Consider the following 15,901-nt stretch of genomic DNA (forward strand, 5'->3'; position numbering starts at 1 on the left):
CAATTCGAGCGTCGCGCATCAGTCGGGCACGACGACCGAGAGCACGCGGCGCTGACGGGTCAGCTCGGCCCGGACGGCGAGCTCGGCATCGTCGGGGTAGCCGACCTCCATGAGGGTGAGCCCACGGGCCGCCATCACGTTGAACGCGTTCGAGCGCACGGCATCGTTGCGCAGGGCGACGACATCGTCGACGGCGAGCCGCCCGTCGCCGACCGCGACGCACGCACCCACGAGGGCGCGCACCATCGAGTGGCAGAACGCGTCGGCCCTGAGGTCGGCGGTCAGTACGCCGTCGTCGTCCTTCGACCAGCGGAACACCTGGAGTGTGCGGATGGTCGTGGCGCCCTCACGCGGTTTGCAGTACGCCGCGAAGTCGTGCAGGCCGACGAGACCTGCCGCCGCGGCATCCATCGCCTCGACGTCGAGTGGCGCGGAGTGCCAGGTCGTCCGTCGCCTCTGGATCGGATCCCTCACCGCTCCCCCGGGCGCGAGCCGATACTCGTACCGGCGCCACAGTGCCGAGAAGCGGGCGTCGAAGCCGGGCGGGGCGACGGATGCCCCCGAGATCACGACATCGGTGGCCGGCCCGAGGATGCCGTTCAACCGGCGGGCGAGCGCCACTCCCGCGTCGGCGTCGTCGCCGACGTTGCGCGGGCGACGCGGATTGATGAGCGTGTCGATCTGCCGACGCGTCAGATCGACGTGGGCCACCTGACCGAGGGCATGCACACCGGCATCCGTCCGCCCGGCGACCGAGAGCCGGGGCGGAGGGGCGTGGCGGGTGAAGAGCACCCGGAGCGCCTCTTCGAGGACGCCCTGCACAGTGCGCAAGCCGGGCTGAGTACTCCAGCCGTTGAAGTCGGTTCCGTCGTAGGCGACGTCGAGGCGGATGCGCGTGTGCGTCGACGGGTCGGCGGGGGCGTTCATCAGTACTCGATGGCGAGCGCGACCTCGCGCGTCGACGCGGTGAATCCGAGCCGCGTGTAGAGGCCGTCGGCGCCGGTCGGGCTCGCGGTGTCGACGTCGAGGATGGCGCGTTCGATGCCGGCCTCCCGGTACGACGTCAGGAGCGCCGTGACGCACGCCGGGGCGATGCGCTGGCCGCGGCGATCGCGCACCACGCCGATGAGTGCGACGTATCCGCTCGAGGAGCCCTGCGCGATCCAGTCCTCTTCGTTGATCGACGTCAGCGCGAGGCCCACGACGCGCGGGCCGTCAGCGGCCTCTTCGACGGCGACCCACGAGAGGTCGGCTCGGAACTGCTCGCCGCCGACGAACTGCGCCCAGCGCTCGGGAACGGTCGGCTGGCTGCCCCAGTGGTCGCGGAAGGCGTCGTTGCGCGCGAGCCGGGTCGACTCGGAGAGGGACTCGTCGAACCTCACGATGCGGATGTCGGTGGGAACCTCGATCTCGGGGATCGGCTCGGCGACGATCCGCTCCATCTTGGTGAAGTAGCGCACGATTTCGTAGCCGAGCCCTTGGGCCAGGGAGATGAGCGCGTGGTTCTGCTCCTCGGCGTAGACGAGCGCCCAGCCGGGGAGCGTCTTCGACGACTCGGCCAGTCGCTGCCTCGAACGGACGGACAGCCAGGCGAGCAGCTGCCGCCCGATACCGCGGCCCCGCATGTCGGGGCGCACGGCTCCGAAGGCGTACGACTGCACGCGCGTCTCTTGACCCGGGCCGACAGCGGAGTGCCCGAACGCCACGACTCGGCCGTCATGACCGAGCGCGAGAACCGACTCGGTCGCCATGTCGATGTGGCTCGACTCGAACTCGTCGACGAGGTCTTCACGGGCCGTCACCCAATCGGGGTGATCGACGCCGTCCGCCTCGCGCTGCATGAGCATGATCGCGTCGATGTCGTCGGTCGTGGCGGGGCGCCAGAGTGCGACGTCGTCGTGTGCGAGGGGCGGGAGTTCGGATTCGACGCTGACGCGTTCGCTGAGGGGCGGTAGTGCTGACACCCCGACAGCCTACTGTCGGCGACCGACAACGACGAGAGGCCCCGATGCCGGAGCATCGGGGCCTCTCGTGGAACGGGTGCTACTTGGCGTCGGCCTCGGCGGGCGCCTCGGCAGCGGCCTCCTCGGTCGCAGCCTCGTCGACGACGACGTCCTCGGCGGGAGCTTCCTCGACGGGAGCCTCCTCGACAGGAGCCGCGGCGGGAGCTGCAGCAGCCTGCGACTTCGCCGACTTGACCTTCGGGGTCACGGGCTCGAGAACGAGCTCGATGACAGCCATGGGGGCGTTGTCGCCCTTGCGGTTGCCGATCTTCGTGATGCGGGTGTAGCCGCCTTCGCGCTCGGCGACGAGCGGAGCGATCTCGGTGAAGAGCTCGTGAACCACGCTCTTGTCTCCGATGAGACCGAGGACGCGACGACGGGCGTGCAGGTCACCGCGCTTGGCGAAGGTGACGAGACGCTCGGCGTACGGACGGAGGCGCTTGGCCTTCGTCTCGGTCGTCGTGATGCTCTTGTGCGTGAAGAGGGCAGCGGCCAGGTTCGCGAGAAGCAGGCGCTCGTGTGCGGGACCGCCTCCGAGGCGGGGGCCCTTCGTGGGCTTCGGCATGGTGTTATCTCCAGTAGTGGTGGTGCGTCAGGCGCAAGGCGCGCTTAGTTCTCTTCGTCGAAGCCCGTGTAGAAGTGGGCGCCATCGAATCCGGGGACGGAGTCCTTGAGCGAAAGGCCCATCTCCGTGAGCTTGTCCTTGACCTCGTCAACCGACTTCTGACCGAAGTTGCGGATGTTCATGAGCTGCGTCTCGGACAGTGCAACGAGCTCGGACACCGTGTTGATGCCCTCGCGCTTGAGGCAGTTGTACGAACGGACCGAGAGGTCGAGGTCTTCGATCGGGATCGACAGCTCGCTCGAGAGAACGGCGTCGACCGGAGCCGGTCCGATCTCGATGCCCTCGGCCGCGGTGTTGAGTTCGCGGGCGAGGCCGAAGAGCTCGGTCAGCGTGCGGCCGGCCGAAGCGATCGCGTCGCGGGGGCTGATCGCGGGCTTCGACTCGACGTCGACCACGAGGCGGTCGAAGTCGGTGCGCTCACCGGCACGAGTCGCCTCGACGCGGTAGGTCACCTTGAGGACGGGCGAGTAGATCGAGTCGACCGGGATCTGGCCGGCTTCGCTGTACTCGTTGCGGTTCTGGCTCGCCGAGACGTAGCCGCGGCCACGCTCGATCGTCAGCTCGAGCTCGAAGCGCGCGCTGTCACCGAGGGTCGCGATGACGAGTTCGGGGTTGTGCACCTCGACGCCGGCGGGAGCAGAGATGTCTGCTGCCGTGACCTCGCCAGCACCCTGCTTGCGCAGGTACGCCGTGATGGGCTCGTCGTGCTCGCTCGAGACGACGAGGTTCTTGATGTTCAGGATGATCTCGGTGACATCCTCCTTGACACCGGGAACCGTCGAGAACTCGTGCAGAACGCCATCGATGCGAATGCTGGTGACGGCGGCGCCGGGGATCGACGAGAGGAGGGTGCGACGGAGCGAGTTGCCCAGGGTGTAACCGAAGCCCGGCTCGAGGGGTTCGATGACGAAACGCGAACGGAACTCCGAGATGTTCTCTTCGGTGAGCGTAGGACGCTGTGCGATCAGCACTATTGATTCCTTTCGGCTAAGTGTCCGCTATATGACACTTGCTGTGTGACCGGGTGGCTGGCCCGATCGGTTCTGGAGTTGTGGAGAGAACGTGAACGCCGGCCGAGCGCGCCGAGACCCGCGACGGGGCGGTCTCGACGGCTCGACCAGCGGGACGGGATCAGACGCGGCGACGCTTCGGCGGGCGGCAACCGTTGTGCGCCTGCGGGGTGACGTCGTTGATCGAGCCGACCTCGAGGCCAGCGGCCTGAAGCGAACGGATCGCCGTCTCGCGACCGGAGCCCGGTCCCTTGACGAAGACGTCGACCTTCTTCATGCCGTGCTCCTGAGCCTGACGCGCGGCCGACTCGGCAGCGAGCTGGGCCGCGAACGGCGTCGACTTGCGCGAGCCCTTGAAGCCGACGGCTCCGGAGGATGCCCAGCTGATGACGGCACCGTTGGTGTCCGTGATCGAGACGATCGTGTTGTTGAACGTCGACTTGATGTGGGCCTGGCCCACGGCGACGTTCTTCTTTTCCTTCTTACGCGGCTTGCGGACGGCCGACTTGGGTGATGCCATGATTTCTCCTGAATCCTAGAGGCGAGGCTCGGCCTAGCGAGCCTTCTTCTTGCCGGCGACAGTGCGCTTGGGGCCCTTGCGGGTGCGTGCGTTGGTCTTCGTGCGCTGGCCGCGAACGGGGAGACCGCGGCGGTGGCGGAGACCCTCGTACGAGCCGATCTCGACCTTGCGGCGGATGTCGGCGGCAACCTCACGGCGGAGGTCACCCTCGACCTTGAAGTTTCCTTCGATGTAGTCACGGAGCGCGACGAGCTGCTCGTCCGTGAGGTCCTTCACGCGGATGTTGCCGTCGATGCCGGTGTCCGCGAGGGTGGCGAGGGCGCGCGTACGGCCCACACCGAAAATGTATGTCAGTGCGATCTCCACGCGCTTTTCGCGCGGGATGTCGACTCCTGCCAGACGTGCCATGGTGGCTTCTCCTGTAGATGAGTGGAGGTATGGAGCATTTCCGGTGCCTCGGCCTCCAACCGAAGGTGTCCCCCGCCGGAGCGGGATCGTGGAAATGCGGTGTCGATATTAAGTTGTGTCTGCTGTCTTAGCCCTGGCGCTGCTTGTGGCGCGGGTTGGACTTGCAGATGACCATGACGCGGCCGTGGCGGCGGATCACCTTGCAGTGATCGCAGATCGGCTTGACGCTGGGGTTGACCTTCATTGCGTTTCCTTGCTGTCGCTGTCCTCGTACTCGCGGTAGCCCGCGAGCCGTTACTTTCCGGCAGCCCTTACTTGTAGCGGTAGACGATGCGGCCGCGCGTCAGATCGTAGGGGCTCAGCTCCACGATCACGCGGTCCTCGGGGAGGATGCGGATGTAGTGCTGACGCATCTTGCCAGAGATGTGGGCAAGCACCTTGTGCCCGTTCGTGAGCTCCACGCGGAACATCGCGTTGGGCAGAGCTTCGACAACCGAGCCTTCGATCTCGATGACGCCGTCTTTCTTGGCCATAGCCTCACTATCGCTAGGATTGGGGGTTTGCTGGTCGTGCGATGGATTCGCCACTCGACCGGGGTCGAGGGCACGCCGAAACGGCGCCAAAACACCAAGGGTCAACTGTACGCTACTTCTGCGCACATCGCCAATCGGCGGTCGCTCCGTCAGGCGAGTGCGGCGACGAGCGGGTCGAAGAGCGGATGACTCGCGTCGATGCCGCAGACCTCGGCGGCGAACCGCTCGGGCGAGAGCTCGGTGCGCAGGCGCTTCAGCTCGACCGACTGCTCGTCGGCGGGCACGTCGAAACGCACCGCGGCGGCGATGGCCGCGAGCAGCCCCGCCGTCGGCAGACCGCGTTCGGCGAGTTCGGCCGCCGGGCCGATGAAGCGCTCGTGCCGACTGAGTTTCCGCAGCGGCTGACGCCCGACACGGTCGACGGTGTCGGGCAGCGCCGTGTTGGCGAAGCGTTCGAGGATCGTCTCGCGGTAGGCATCCTGGACCGCGGGGTCGAACTCGTGCTTGGCCACGAGGAGCGCCGAGGTCTCCCGCAGCGCCGTCTCGACGATCTCCGCGACGGCCGGGTCGGCCAGGGCGTCGCTGATGCGCTCGTGCCCCGCGAGGAAGCCCGCATAGGCGACCGTGGCGTGGCCCGTGTTGACCGTGAAGAGCTTCCGCTCGATGTAGGGGGCGAGGTCGTCGACGAAGTGCGCGCCGGGGATCTCCGGCACGTCCGACCCGAACGAGCCCGATTCGATCGCCCACTCCGAGAACGTCTCGACCGTGACATCGAGTCCGGCGTCGGCGCTCTGGCCGGGCACGATGCGGTCGACGGCGGTGTTGGCGAAGACGGCGCGCGACGCGAGCGCCTCCCACTCCCCCGTCGGAACGAGGTTCGACATCTCGTCGCGCAGCAGATCGGTCGCGTTGATCGCGTTCTCGCACGCCATGACGACGAGGGGGCCGCGGGCTGCGTCCCGTGCCTCGAGAGCCGCGACGATGTGCGGCGCGATGAAGCGCAGGATCGTCGGGCCGACGGCCGTCGTGACGACGTCGGCGTCCGCGATCGCAGCGCGCACGGCGCCCTCGTCGGTCGCGCTGTTGAGGGCGCTGTACCCCGTCACGACGTGGTCGCGCGCACCGGCTCCGACCTCGTGGACGGTGTACGACTCCGAGGCCGCGAGCGCGTCGATGAGCGGAGCGGCGACGTCGGCGAAGACGAGCTCGTATCCCGCCTCGTGGAGCAGCAGGCCGATGAATCCGCGACCGATGTTGCCGGCGCCGAAGTGGACGGCCTTCACTCGTTGACCTCGGCCAGGATGGCGGCGATCGCTGCGGCATCCGGAGCGGACAGCAGTTTCTGAACTTCGTCGTCGTCCGAGAAGATGATGGCGATCTTCGAGAGGATCTCGAGGTGCTCGTCCTCGATGCCGGCGATGCCGACGACGAAGCGCACCTCCTCCGAGCCCCACGCGATGGGCTCGTCGTAGCGCACGAACGACAGCGCCGAACGCTGGATCTCGCCCTTCGCCTCGTTCGTCCCGTGCGGGATCGCGAGGAAGTTGCCCATGAAGGTCGACACCGAGCCCTCGCGCTCGATCATCGCCTCGACGTAGGCCGGAGTGACCGCGCCGGACTCGACGAGGATGGCGCCCGCCGCGCGGATCGCCGCGTCGCGGTCGGGGGCGTCCCCGGCGACGAGACGGATGTCGGAGGGGGCAAGGATCTGATCACTCATGGTGTCGTTCTCTTCTCTCGAGGTTGATGCGGGATTCCGCACGGCCCACGCGGGGCCGTGCGGAATCTGCTTACTGCTGAGGTGTCACCGGGATCGGTCGATCGTTCGTCATCGCACGCCCTCGGATTCGAGCAGGTGCACGACCTCCTCGTACTTCGGCGAGTTCATGAAGTTGTCGACCGAGATGTGGAGCGCGCTCGGGGACTGGAGCTTCGCCCGCTCCGTGAGGTCCTGGTGCGTGACGACGAGGTCGATGTCGTCGGTCAGGTTGGCGATCGACTTGTTGGTCACGGTGACCGAGTCGATACCCGCCTTCTTGATCTTGTTGCGGAGCACCGTGGCACCCATCGCGCTCGATCCCATACCGGCGTCGCACGCGAAGACGATGGTGCGGATCGGCCCGCGCTCGTACGCCTCCTGGTTGCCCTCCTCGATGAGAGAGCCTCCCGCAGCACCGCCCGCGGCGCGCAGGCTGTCGAGTGCGGCCGACGACTTGCCCTTGTTCGCCTCGGTCTGAGCGATCGCGGCGGTGAAGGTGTCGGCCTCCGCCTCGAGGTCGCGCTTCCGCGACGCTCGCAGGATGATGCCCGAGATGAGGAACGTCACGGTCGCGGCCAGCACGACCGAGAGCATCACGACGAGGACGTTGCCGACGCCACCGGGGCCTGCCGCGGCGAAGACCGCGATGATGCTGCCGGGTGCGGCCGGGAAGGCGAGGCCTCCGCCGAGCACCATGTTCGTCGTGACGCCCGTCGCACCGCCCGCGATGAGCGCGAGGATGAGGGCGGGCTTGCTGAGTGCGTACGGGAAGTAGATCTCGTGGATGCCGCCGAAGAACTGGATGACGGCCGCGCCGGGAGCCGATGCCTTCGCGAGACCCGTGCCGAAGAAGCTGAACGCGAGCAGCAGACCGACACCGGGGCCGGGGTTCGCTTCGATGAGGAAGAGGATCGACTTGCCGGCCTCTTCGACCTGCTGGATGCCGAGCGGGGTGAAGACGCCGTGGTTGATCGCGTTGTTGAGGAACAGCACCTTCGCGGGCTCGACGATGATCGAGACGAGGGGCAGCAGCTGCAGATCGACGAGCCAGTCGACGGCTGCGCCGAGTCCCGTGCTCACGGCCTTCATGACCGGGCCGAAGACGAAGAATCCGCCGATGGCCAGGATCATGCCGAGGATGCCGGCGGAGAAGTTGTTGACGAGCATCTCGAAGCCGGCCTTGATCTTGCCGTCCCAGAGCTGGTCCATCTTCTTCGTGATCCACGCGGCGAGCGGTCCCATGATCATCGCGCCGAGGAACATCGGGATGTCGGTGCCGACGATGACACCCATCACGGCGATCGTCGCGACGACGCCACCGCGTTCGCCGTAGACCATGCGGCCCGCGGTATTCGCGATGAGGAGGGGCAGCAGGTACGTCACCATCGGCCCGACGAGGCCCACATAGGTGAAGATGTTGCCCGCGTCGCCCTCGGAGAGGGCGGTCATGGCGCCGGGCCAGTTGATGACCCCGGCGTCGCCCGAGCCACCGATGATGTCGGAGACGGGGTACCAGTGCCATCCGAAGGGGCTGTCCTCGCCGAAGAATCCGGCGGGGATGAAGAGCATGGTGATGAAGCCCCATGCGATGAATGCCGCGATGTTCGGCATGATCATGCCGCTGAGGAACGTGCCGAACTTCTGGACGGCGACGCGGCCTCCCCCAGGCCGTTTCGTCTCCGGTGACGTCGTTGTCATGATGCAGTTCTCCTTGTGATGGTGATCACGACGCGGTCTCGCGCGTCGACGTGAGTGCGGCTGCAGCCTCGTGCGCAGCTCGTCGGGCATCGGCCGCTCCCTCAGCGGCCAGGGCTGCTCGGGCGATCGCTTCCGCGTCGTCCGAGCTGTACCGCGCGAGGGAGGCGCGGACATCTGCGAGTGCCGATGGTGACATCGACAGAGTGGTGGCTCCGAGGCCGACGAGCACGACGGCGAGGAGCGGGTCGGCGGCGGCCTCGCCGCAGATTCCGACGGGCTTGTCCTGGGTGCGGCCGGCGGCTCCGACGGATGCCACGAGCGAGAGCACCGCGGGGTGCCAGGGGTCCTGGAGGCTCGCGACGGAGCCGAGCATGCGGTCGGCAGCCATCGTGTACTGCGTGAGGTCGTTGGTGCCGATCGAGGCGAAGTCGGTCTCCGCGAGGATGCGGTCGGCGAGGAGCGCCGCAGACGGCACCTCGACCATGACTCCGACGGTGTTCAGGCCGAGTTCGCGGGCGAGAGCCGTGAAGTAGCGGGTCTCGTCGACCGTCGCCACCATGGGCGCCATGACCCAGAGGTCGGCCTCGCTCGCGGCATCCGCTTGCGCGAGCGCCGTGAGCTGCTCGCGGAGGATCTCCTCCGACGCGCGGAGGGCGCGGATGCCGCGCAATCCGAGTGCCGGGTTCTCCTCGGGCGCGTCGTTCAGGAACGACAGCGGCTTGTCGGCGCCGGCGTCGAGCACGCGGACGACGACCTTCTGCCCGGGGAAAGCGCGGAGGAGCTTCGTGTACTGCTCGGTCTGCTCGCTCACGGACGGCGCCGTGTCGGCGTCGAGGAAGAGGAATTCGGTGCGGAACAGGCCGACGCCCTCGGCTCCGAGGCGCACGGCCTCGGCCGCGCCATCGGCCGAGCCGAGGTTGGCGAGGAGGGGGATGGAGGTTCCGTCGCGGAGCGCGCCCGGGGTGACGGGGGCTTCGGCGCGGGCACGGCGTTCGGCGATGCGCTCGCGGGCCGACGCGATGGCGTCGTCGTCGGGCGCCACGTCGACGCGGCTGTTCTCGGCATCGACGATGACGGTGTCGCCATCGGCGAGCGATGCCGCGTCCTTCACGCCGACGACGGCGACGATCGACTTCTCGCGGGCGAGGATCGCGGTGTGCGACGTCGGTCCGCCGTCGATGGTCACGAGGGCGAGCACCTGGTCGAGGTCGAGCATCGCCGTATCGGCGGGCGCGAGATCGCGGGCGACGAGCACGAACGGATGACCGGGATTCGGCACACCGGGCGCCGGGAGCTTCAGGAGGTTTGCGACGACGCGCTGCGAGACGTCGTCGAGGTCGGTCGCACGTTCGGCCATGTAGCCGCCCATGTCGAGGAGCAGATCGCGGAACGCGGCGAAGGCCTCGAACACGGCGCGCTCGGCGGTCTTGCCGCCCTCGAGCCGCGCGGTGATGTCGTCGCCGAGGGTCGGGTCCTCGGCCATCATGGCCTGCGCCTCGAGCACGTCGCGAGCCGCGCCACCGGCGCGGGCCCCCTTGCCGGCGAGCTCGGCGGCGACGACAGAGAGCGCACCGCGTGCTCGTTCGCCCTCACGTTCGGGGTCGAGGTGGCTCGGTCGGTCGACGGGCTCGGGCAGCGGCTCGGCCATGCGCACGACCGGTCCGACGGCGACGCCCTGACCGACTCCAGTTCCGTTCAGCTCCATGGCGGGTCCTACTCGTCGTGGTCGGTGCCGAGGAGTTCGACGAGCTCGGAGAGCACGCCCTCGGCGTTGTCGCCCTCGACGGTGATGGTCACGTCGTCGCCGTGGTTGATGCCCTGCGAGATGACGGCGAGGATGCTCGCACCGTTGACCGGCTTGCCACCGCTCTTGGCGATCGTCACCTGGTGGCCCGACGCGGCAGCGGCCTGCGTGAAGAGCTTCGCGGGGCGAGCGTGGAGCCCGTGGCTCGATCCGATCTGTACCGTACGTTCTGCCATGAGAGTGCCTTTCGTTTCAGCGGGCGATCGAGTCGAGCGCCAGGTCGAGGGCGAGATCGCCCGCGGGTGAGGTGAAGACCGATTCGGGCATCACGGCGACGACGGCCGCCGATGTCGCTGCTCGAGCAGCGAACTCGTCGCGGCGAGCCGCGAGGTGGTGTCCGAGAAGGATCACGTCGGCACCCGGCAGGGCACCGTCGAGACGATCTTCGCTCGTCGCGACGACCTCGGCTTCGAGGTCGCGCTCCCGGGCCGCTCTGCGCACGCGGTTCGCGACGAACGTGCTCGACGCGCCCGCTCCGCAGACGATGATGATCTTCATCGATCGGCCCCTCCTGGCGCGAGTCGCCCCGCGCCCGTCGTTCGCGAGACTCGCGAACACCCCCATTCTTCGCGCTTCACCCCCTCGGGCGCCAGCATGTCTCTTTCCGCACCCCCGGAAATTGCCGCCCCGGTGCCCCGTCCGCCCTCTTCGGATGGTTGACTCGTGGGGAGCGCACATCGAAGCGCGCGGATTCGGAGCGAGGGTGGTCGATCGTCAGCAGCGCATGCTCGACCTGCTCGCCCGCGCCGACGACTGGCTCACGGCGACCGAGCTGGCCGAACGCCTGGGCGTCACCGCGCGGAGCGTCCGCAACTACGTCACGGGTGCCAACCAGGTCGGCACCGACCCCGTCGTCGAGTCGGGGTCGCGCGGTTACCGCCTCGACCGCAGCGCCTACGCGCGTCTCGTCGAGGAGCCGCGCTCCGAGTCGAGTCCTCAGGCGCGCTCGACCCGCCTGCTCCGCCGCCTGATCGACGACGCGCACGGTATCGACGTCGCAGCCCTCGCGCTCGACGAGCACGTGAGCGACTCGACGATCGAATCCGACGTCGCTCGCGTACGCACGCGGCTCGACGGTTCGGGCCTGTCGCTCATCCGCTCGGGAGGTCTCGTGCGGCTCGGCGGCACCGAATCCGCCCGGCGACGCCTGCTCGGTGCGCTCTTCCGCGAGGAGTCGGCCCGCGGCATGTTCGAACTCGAGGAGATCCAGCGCGAGTTCCCCCGTGAACCCCTCGCGGCCTTCAAGACGGGCCTCATCGACGCCCTCGCCGAACGCGGGTACGAGGTCAACGAATACGGGCTGCGCACCGTCCTGCTGCACGTCGCGATCGCGGTCGACCGCGCATCGCGCGACCACGCGCTCGCGGCCGACCCGGCCCACGAGTCCCTGCACCGCGTGGATGCGGCGGGCGAACTGACCGACCTGCTCGAGCGACTCGTGGGTGAGCACTTCGACGTCGTGCTCGGCGACGGCGACATCGCGTACCTCGGATTCCTCCTGTCGACGCGTGTCGCGACCCCCGGACGAGAGCAGCTCACGGCGTCGGTCGACGAGTACCTGCGCCCCGAGCAGCTCGAGTCGGTGCGCGACATCGTGCAGCGCGCCGCGCGCGAGTACCTCGTCGACCTCGACGACGACGACTTCCTCGTGCGGCTCGCGCTGCACGTGCAGAACCTCGTCGCCCGCGCGGGAGACGAGTCGTTCGCCCGCAATCCGCTCGCGCGGTCGATCAAGTCGTCGTACCCGATGATCTACGAGCTCGCTGTGTACATCGCGGGCGAACTGAGCCGCGTCGAATCGATCAGCGTCAATGAGGACGAGATCGCCTACATCGCGATGCACGTCGGCGCACAGCTCGAGGAGCGTCGATCAGGTGAAGAGCCCATCCCCGCTTCGATCGTTTCGCCGGCGTACCACTCCCTGCATCTGACCCTGCTCCGTCGCCTCGACGATGCCGTCGGCACGCAGCTGCGGGTCGAACAGATCGTCACCCGGAGCGATGTCGACTGGGCGGGTCTCCCCGGCGACCTCGTCATCTCGTCGATCGAGCCCGCGGTGCCCGCGGATCGGATCCTCGTCGTCAACCCGTTCTTCGGGAGCTCCGACGAAGAACGGGTGCGGACCGCGATCGCCCGTGCTCGTCGTCAGCGCCGCCGCGCCCGCATCGCGGACGAGCTCGTCGAGTACTTCGACGAGAGGCTCTTCTTCCGCGGCGAGAACGCCCCCGACGCGGAGACGATGATCCGTCGCCTCGGCGACCGCATGGTCGATCTCGGCATCATCTCGACCGACTACGTCGAGGGTGCGCTCGAGCGCGAGCGACTCTCCTCCACGGCGTTCACCGAGAGCCTCGCGGTGCCCCACGCGATGACGATGACGGCGACGCGCACCGCGATCGCCATCGTGATCTCCGAGACCCCGCTCCCCTGGGGCGAGAGCCGCGTCAACGTCGTCGCCTTCATCGCGTTCAGCGAGGCGGGGCGTGCGAGCTTCCAGTCGGTCTTCGAGCAGTTCGTCGAGGTGTTCTCCGAGCGCGAGAACGTGCAGCGCCTCCTGCATCGGGGAACCGACTACGCGAGTTTCATCGGCGAACTCGCGCACCTCATGGCGGAGTGAGCCGGTTCTCGCCCGTCAGTCGATCGGAACGGGCGTGATGCCGAAGGGCGCGAGACCGGCGGCGCCGCCGTCGGGGGCCGTGAGCACCCACACTCCCCCGCCGTGCACCGCGACCGAGTGCTCCCAGTGCGCCGCATCGGCGCCGTCGCTCGTCGCGATCGTCCAGTCGTCGCCCCGCACGAAGGTCTCGATCGAGCCGGCGACGATCATGGGCTCGATCGCGAGGACGAGGCCGGGCCGCACATCCGCGCCGCGCTCGCGCACGGCGTAGTTGAACACGGGCGGACTCTCGTGCATCGATCGGCCGATGCCGTGACCCACGAAGTCGGTGAGGATGCCGTAGGGCACGCCGAGGGCGGAATCGCCCTGTGAGCGCACGTAGCTCTCGATCGCGGCACCGACCTCGTTGACGTGCTGGGCGGTCGCGAGAGCGGCGATGCCGTGCCACAGCGACTGCTCGGTGACGCGGTTGAGTTCCGAGCGTGCGGCGACGAGCGCGGGCCGGGACGGGTCGGGCAGGACGACGCTGAACGCCGAGTCGCCGTTCCAGCCGCCGACATCCGCACCGCCGTCGACCGAGACGAGGTCGCCGGGTGCGAACGGGGAATCGGTCGGGATACCGTGCACGACGTCGTCGTTGACCGACACGCAGAGCGTGTGACGGTAGCCCGGGACGAGCGGGAAATTCGGCCGCCCTCCCCCGGAGACGATGCTCGCCTCGGCGAGGGCGTCCAGGTCGAGCGGAGTCGCCCCCGCGCGCAGCCCTTCACGGGCCGCGGCGAGGGCGCTCGATGTCGCTGTGCCGGCCGCCTGCATCAACCGCAGCTGGGCGGGCGACTTGTAGAGCGACCGGCGGAAGATCACGCGGTCAGACGGACGCCGGGTCGAGAGCGTCGGGCACGATGCCGCGTTCGGCGAGAGCAGCGAGGATGCGCTCCGTGACGGCGTCGACGGCGCCGAGGCCGTCGATCTCGACGACGAGCCCGCGTTCGCCGTAGACGGCGACGAGCGGGGCCGTCTGCGCCTCGTAGATCTCGAGACGGTGACGGATGACCTCTTCGGTGTCATCCGCACGGCCCTGCGACTGGGCGCGGCCGAGGAGACGGCTCACGACCTCGTCGACATCGGCGACGAGCTGCACGACGGCGTCGAGATGCGTGCCGTCCTGCGACAGGATGCTGTCGAGCTCGTGCACCTGCTCGATCGTGCGCGGGTAGCCGTCGAGGAGGAACCCTCCGGCCGCGTCGATCTCTTGCAGACGGTCGTGCACGATCGCGTTGGTGAGCGAGTCGGGCACGTACTCGCCACGATCCATGTACGACTTCGCCTCGAGGCCGAGCGGCGTCTCACCGGCGACGTTCGCGCGGAAGATGTCGCCGGTCGACACGGCCGGCACGCCGAACGCGTCGGAGAGACGAGCTGCTTGAGTACCCTTGCCCGCACCGGGAGGCCCGACGAGAAGCAAGCGGGTCATCGCAGAAGCCCCTCGTAGTGACGCTGCTGGAGCTGGGCATCGATCTGCTTCACCGTCTCAAGGCCCACGCCGACGATGATGAGGATGGATGCTCCACCGAACGGGAAGTTCGCGTTCGCACCGACGAGAGCCAGGGCGACGAGCGGGATGAGGGCGACGACACCGAGGTACATCGCACCCGGCAGAGTCACGCGGGTGAGCACGTAGTCGAGGTACTCGGCTGTCGGGCGACCGGCACGGATGCCGGGGATGAAGCCGCCGTACTTCTTCATGTTCTCGGCGACCTCTTCGGGGTTGAAGGTGATCGCGACGTAGAAGTACGTGAATCCGACGATGAGCAGGAAGTACAGAGCCATGTAGAACGGCTGATCGCCCGTGACGAGGTAGTTCTGGATCCAGACGACCCAGGCGGCGGGCTCTTCACCCGGCTGAGGCTGGTTGAACTGCGCGATGAGGGCGGGCAGGTACAGGAGCGACGAGGCGAAGATGACGGGCACGACGCCGGCCATGTTGACCTTGATCGGGATGTAGGTGTTGTTGCCGCCGTACGTGCGACGACCGACCATGCGCTTCGCGTACTGCACCGGGACACGGCGCTGCGACTGCTCGACGAAGACGACGGCCATGACGATCACGAGGCCGACGGCGATGACGAGGAGGAAGACGTCGAAGCCGCGAGCGACGTTGATGGCCCACAGCGATGCGGGGAAGGTCGCGGCGATCGACGTGAAGATGAGGAGCGACATACCGTTGCCGATACCGCGCTCGGTGATGAGCTCACCCATCCACATGATGAGGCCGGTACCGGCCGTCATGGTGATGACCATGAGCATCATGCCGTACCACGTGGTGCCGTCATCGGTGATGAGCTGCGCGCACTCCGGGGCAGCCGATCCGCCGAAGAGGGCTCCGGAGCGGGCGACCGTGATGAGCGTCGTCGACTGGAGGACCGCGAGGGCGATCGTCAGGTAGCGGGTGTACTGCGTGAGCTTGCCCTGACCCGCCTGACCCTCTTTGTAGAGCGTCTCGAAGTGAGGGATGACCACACGCAGCAGCTGCGTGATGATCGACGCCGTGATGTACGGCATGATTCCCAGCGCGAAGATCGACAGCTGCAGGAGCGCTCCGCCCGAGAAGACGTTGACGAGCTCATAGAGGCCCGACGCTCCCTGGTTGGCGGCGAGACACTGCTGCACATTGCTGAAGTCGACGAACGGCGACGGGATGAACGACCCGAGCCGGAACAGAGCGATGATGCCCAGGGTGAAACCGATCTTTCGGCGAAGATCCGGCGTGCGGAAGATTCGCCCGATGGCGCTAAACACTCAGCCTCCTGCTCGCTCCGTTAGTGGAGCTGTTCCGTGAAAACGGGTCCGTATGCGGCGCGAGCCTGTCGGAACCCCTCGTGAATCATACGCGAGGCCCCGACAGGCTCGTTCAACCTGCTGGA

18 protein-coding genes are annotated in these 15,901 nt (G+C 68.0%); 1 reads left to right on the top strand and 17 read right to left on the bottom strand.

Features of this window, described 5'->3' with window-relative positions:
• Window positions 1-18 precede the first annotated feature (18 nt).
• The 14 genes from truA to BJ972_RS06990 all read right to left on the bottom strand — a co-directional run bounded on the left by truA (window position 19) and on the right by BJ972_RS06990 (window position 10,858).
• Entirely contained in the window at window positions 19-927 is a 909-nt protein-coding gene (gene truA / locus BJ972_RS06930; RefSeq protein ID WP_129173166.1) for a tRNA pseudouridine(38-40) synthase TruA, read from the bottom strand.
• Window positions 927-1,964 carry a GNAT family N-acetyltransferase gene (locus tag BJ972_RS06935; RefSeq protein WP_129173168.1) on the bottom strand — a complete coding sequence of 346 codons (1,038 nt, stop codon included), beginning with the start codon at window positions 1,962-1,964 and terminating at the stop codon, window positions 927-929. The genes truA and BJ972_RS06935 overlap by 1 nt, the downstream gene beginning before the upstream one ends.
• 79 nt (window positions 1,965-2,043) lie before the next feature.
• Complete coding sequence (rplQ, locus tag BJ972_RS06940) at window positions 2,044-2,568, bottom strand: 50S ribosomal protein L17 (protein WP_129173170.1); 525 nt, start codon at window positions 2,566-2,568, stop codon at window positions 2,044-2,046.
• Between the two features lie 44 nt (window positions 2,569-2,612).
• Complete coding sequence (locus tag BJ972_RS06945) at window positions 2,613-3,599, bottom strand: DNA-directed RNA polymerase subunit alpha (protein WP_129173172.1); 987 nt, start codon at window positions 3,597-3,599, stop codon at window positions 2,613-2,615.
• A gap of 160 nt (window positions 3,600-3,759) precedes the next feature.
• Window positions 3,760-4,158, bottom strand: coding sequence for a 30S ribosomal protein S11 (rpsK, locus tag BJ972_RS06950; protein ID WP_129173174.1), 399 nt, complete (start codon window positions 4,156-4,158; stop codon window positions 3,760-3,762).
• A gap of 33 nt (window positions 4,159-4,191) precedes the next feature.
• Window positions 4,192-4,566, bottom strand: coding sequence for a 30S ribosomal protein S13 (gene rpsM, locus BJ972_RS06955; protein ID WP_129173175.1), 375 nt, complete (start codon window positions 4,564-4,566; stop codon window positions 4,192-4,194).
• 127 nt (window positions 4,567-4,693) lie between these two features.
• Window positions 4,694-4,810 carry a 50S ribosomal protein L36 gene (rpmJ, locus tag BJ972_RS06960; RefSeq protein WP_005050492.1) on the bottom strand — a complete coding sequence of 39 codons (117 nt, stop codon included), beginning with the start codon at window positions 4,808-4,810 and terminating at the stop codon, window positions 4,694-4,696.
• A gap of 67 nt (window positions 4,811-4,877) precedes the next feature.
• Entirely contained in the window at window positions 4,878-5,099 is a 222-nt protein-coding gene (gene infA, locus BJ972_RS06965; protein WP_021759551.1) for a translation initiation factor IF-1, read from the bottom strand.
• Window positions 5,100-5,248: 149 nt separating this feature from the next.
• On the bottom strand, window positions 5,249-6,382 hold the full coding sequence (locus tag BJ972_RS06970) for a mannitol-1-phosphate 5-dehydrogenase (protein WP_129173177.1): 1,134 nt from the start codon (window positions 6,380-6,382) through the stop codon (window positions 5,249-5,251).
• A complete protein-coding gene (locus BJ972_RS17185) occupies window positions 6,379-6,819 on the bottom strand; it encodes a PTS mannitol transporter subunit IIA (protein ID WP_129173179.1) in 441 nt (146 codons plus the stop codon). The genes BJ972_RS06970 and BJ972_RS17185 overlap by 4 nt, the downstream gene beginning before the upstream one ends.
• 108 nt (window positions 6,820-6,927) lie before the next feature.
• Window positions 6,928-8,556 (bottom strand): PTS mannitol transporter subunit IIBC, encoded by a 1,629-nt coding sequence (locus tag BJ972_RS06975; RefSeq protein ID WP_129173181.1) that lies wholly within the window; start codon window positions 8,554-8,556, stop codon window positions 6,928-6,930.
• A gap of 25 nt (window positions 8,557-8,581) precedes the next feature.
• Window positions 8,582-10,261 (bottom strand): phosphoenolpyruvate--protein phosphotransferase, encoded by a 1,680-nt coding sequence (ptsP, locus tag BJ972_RS06980; RefSeq protein ID WP_129173184.1) that lies wholly within the window; start codon window positions 10,259-10,261, stop codon window positions 8,582-8,584.
• Window positions 10,262-10,269: 8 nt separating this feature from the next.
• The gene (locus BJ972_RS06985) at window positions 10,270-10,536 is read right to left on the bottom strand and encodes an HPr family phosphocarrier protein (RefSeq protein WP_129173186.1); all 267 of its coding nucleotides are present in this window, start codon (window positions 10,534-10,536) and stop codon (window positions 10,270-10,272) included.
• 16 nt (window positions 10,537-10,552) lie between these two features.
• Window positions 10,553-10,858 (bottom strand): PTS sugar transporter subunit IIB, encoded by a 306-nt coding sequence (locus BJ972_RS06990; RefSeq protein WP_129173188.1) that lies wholly within the window; start codon window positions 10,856-10,858, stop codon window positions 10,553-10,555.
• A gap of 205 nt (window positions 10,859-11,063) precedes the next feature.
• Between BJ972_RS06990 and BJ972_RS06995 the strand changes: the two genes are divergently transcribed.
• Window positions 11,064-12,977: a BglG family transcription antiterminator gene (locus tag BJ972_RS06995; protein WP_241830734.1), complete on the top strand. Its 1,914-nt coding sequence runs from the start codon at window positions 11,064-11,066 to the stop codon at window positions 12,975-12,977.
• 15 nt (window positions 12,978-12,992) lie between these two features.
• Here the strand turns inward: BJ972_RS06995 and map are convergent, their stop codons facing one another.
• The 3 genes from map to secY are packed head-to-tail and all read right to left on the bottom strand — an operon-like array spanning window position 12,993 to window position 15,776.
• On the bottom strand, window positions 12,993-13,841 hold the full coding sequence (map, locus tag BJ972_RS07000) for a type I methionyl aminopeptidase (protein WP_179419928.1): 849 nt from the start codon (window positions 13,839-13,841) through the stop codon (window positions 12,993-12,995).
• A 4-nt stretch (window positions 13,842-13,845) separates the two neighbouring features.
• The gene (locus tag BJ972_RS07005) at window positions 13,846-14,451 is read right to left on the bottom strand and encodes an adenylate kinase (protein WP_179419929.1); all 606 of its coding nucleotides are present in this window, start codon (window positions 14,449-14,451) and stop codon (window positions 13,846-13,848) included.
• Window positions 14,448-15,776 (bottom strand): preprotein translocase subunit SecY, encoded by a 1,329-nt coding sequence (gene secY, locus BJ972_RS07010; protein ID WP_129173192.1) that lies wholly within the window; start codon window positions 15,774-15,776, stop codon window positions 14,448-14,450. Before secY ends, BJ972_RS07005 begins: the two co-directional genes overlap by 4 nt.
• Between the last annotated feature and the right edge of the window lie 125 nt (window positions 15,777-15,901).

This window comes from Agromyces atrinae (genome assembly GCF_013407835.1).
In the GTDB taxonomy this organism is placed as follows: domain Bacteria; phylum Actinomycetota; class Actinomycetes; order Actinomycetales; family Microbacteriaceae; genus Agromyces; species Agromyces atrinae.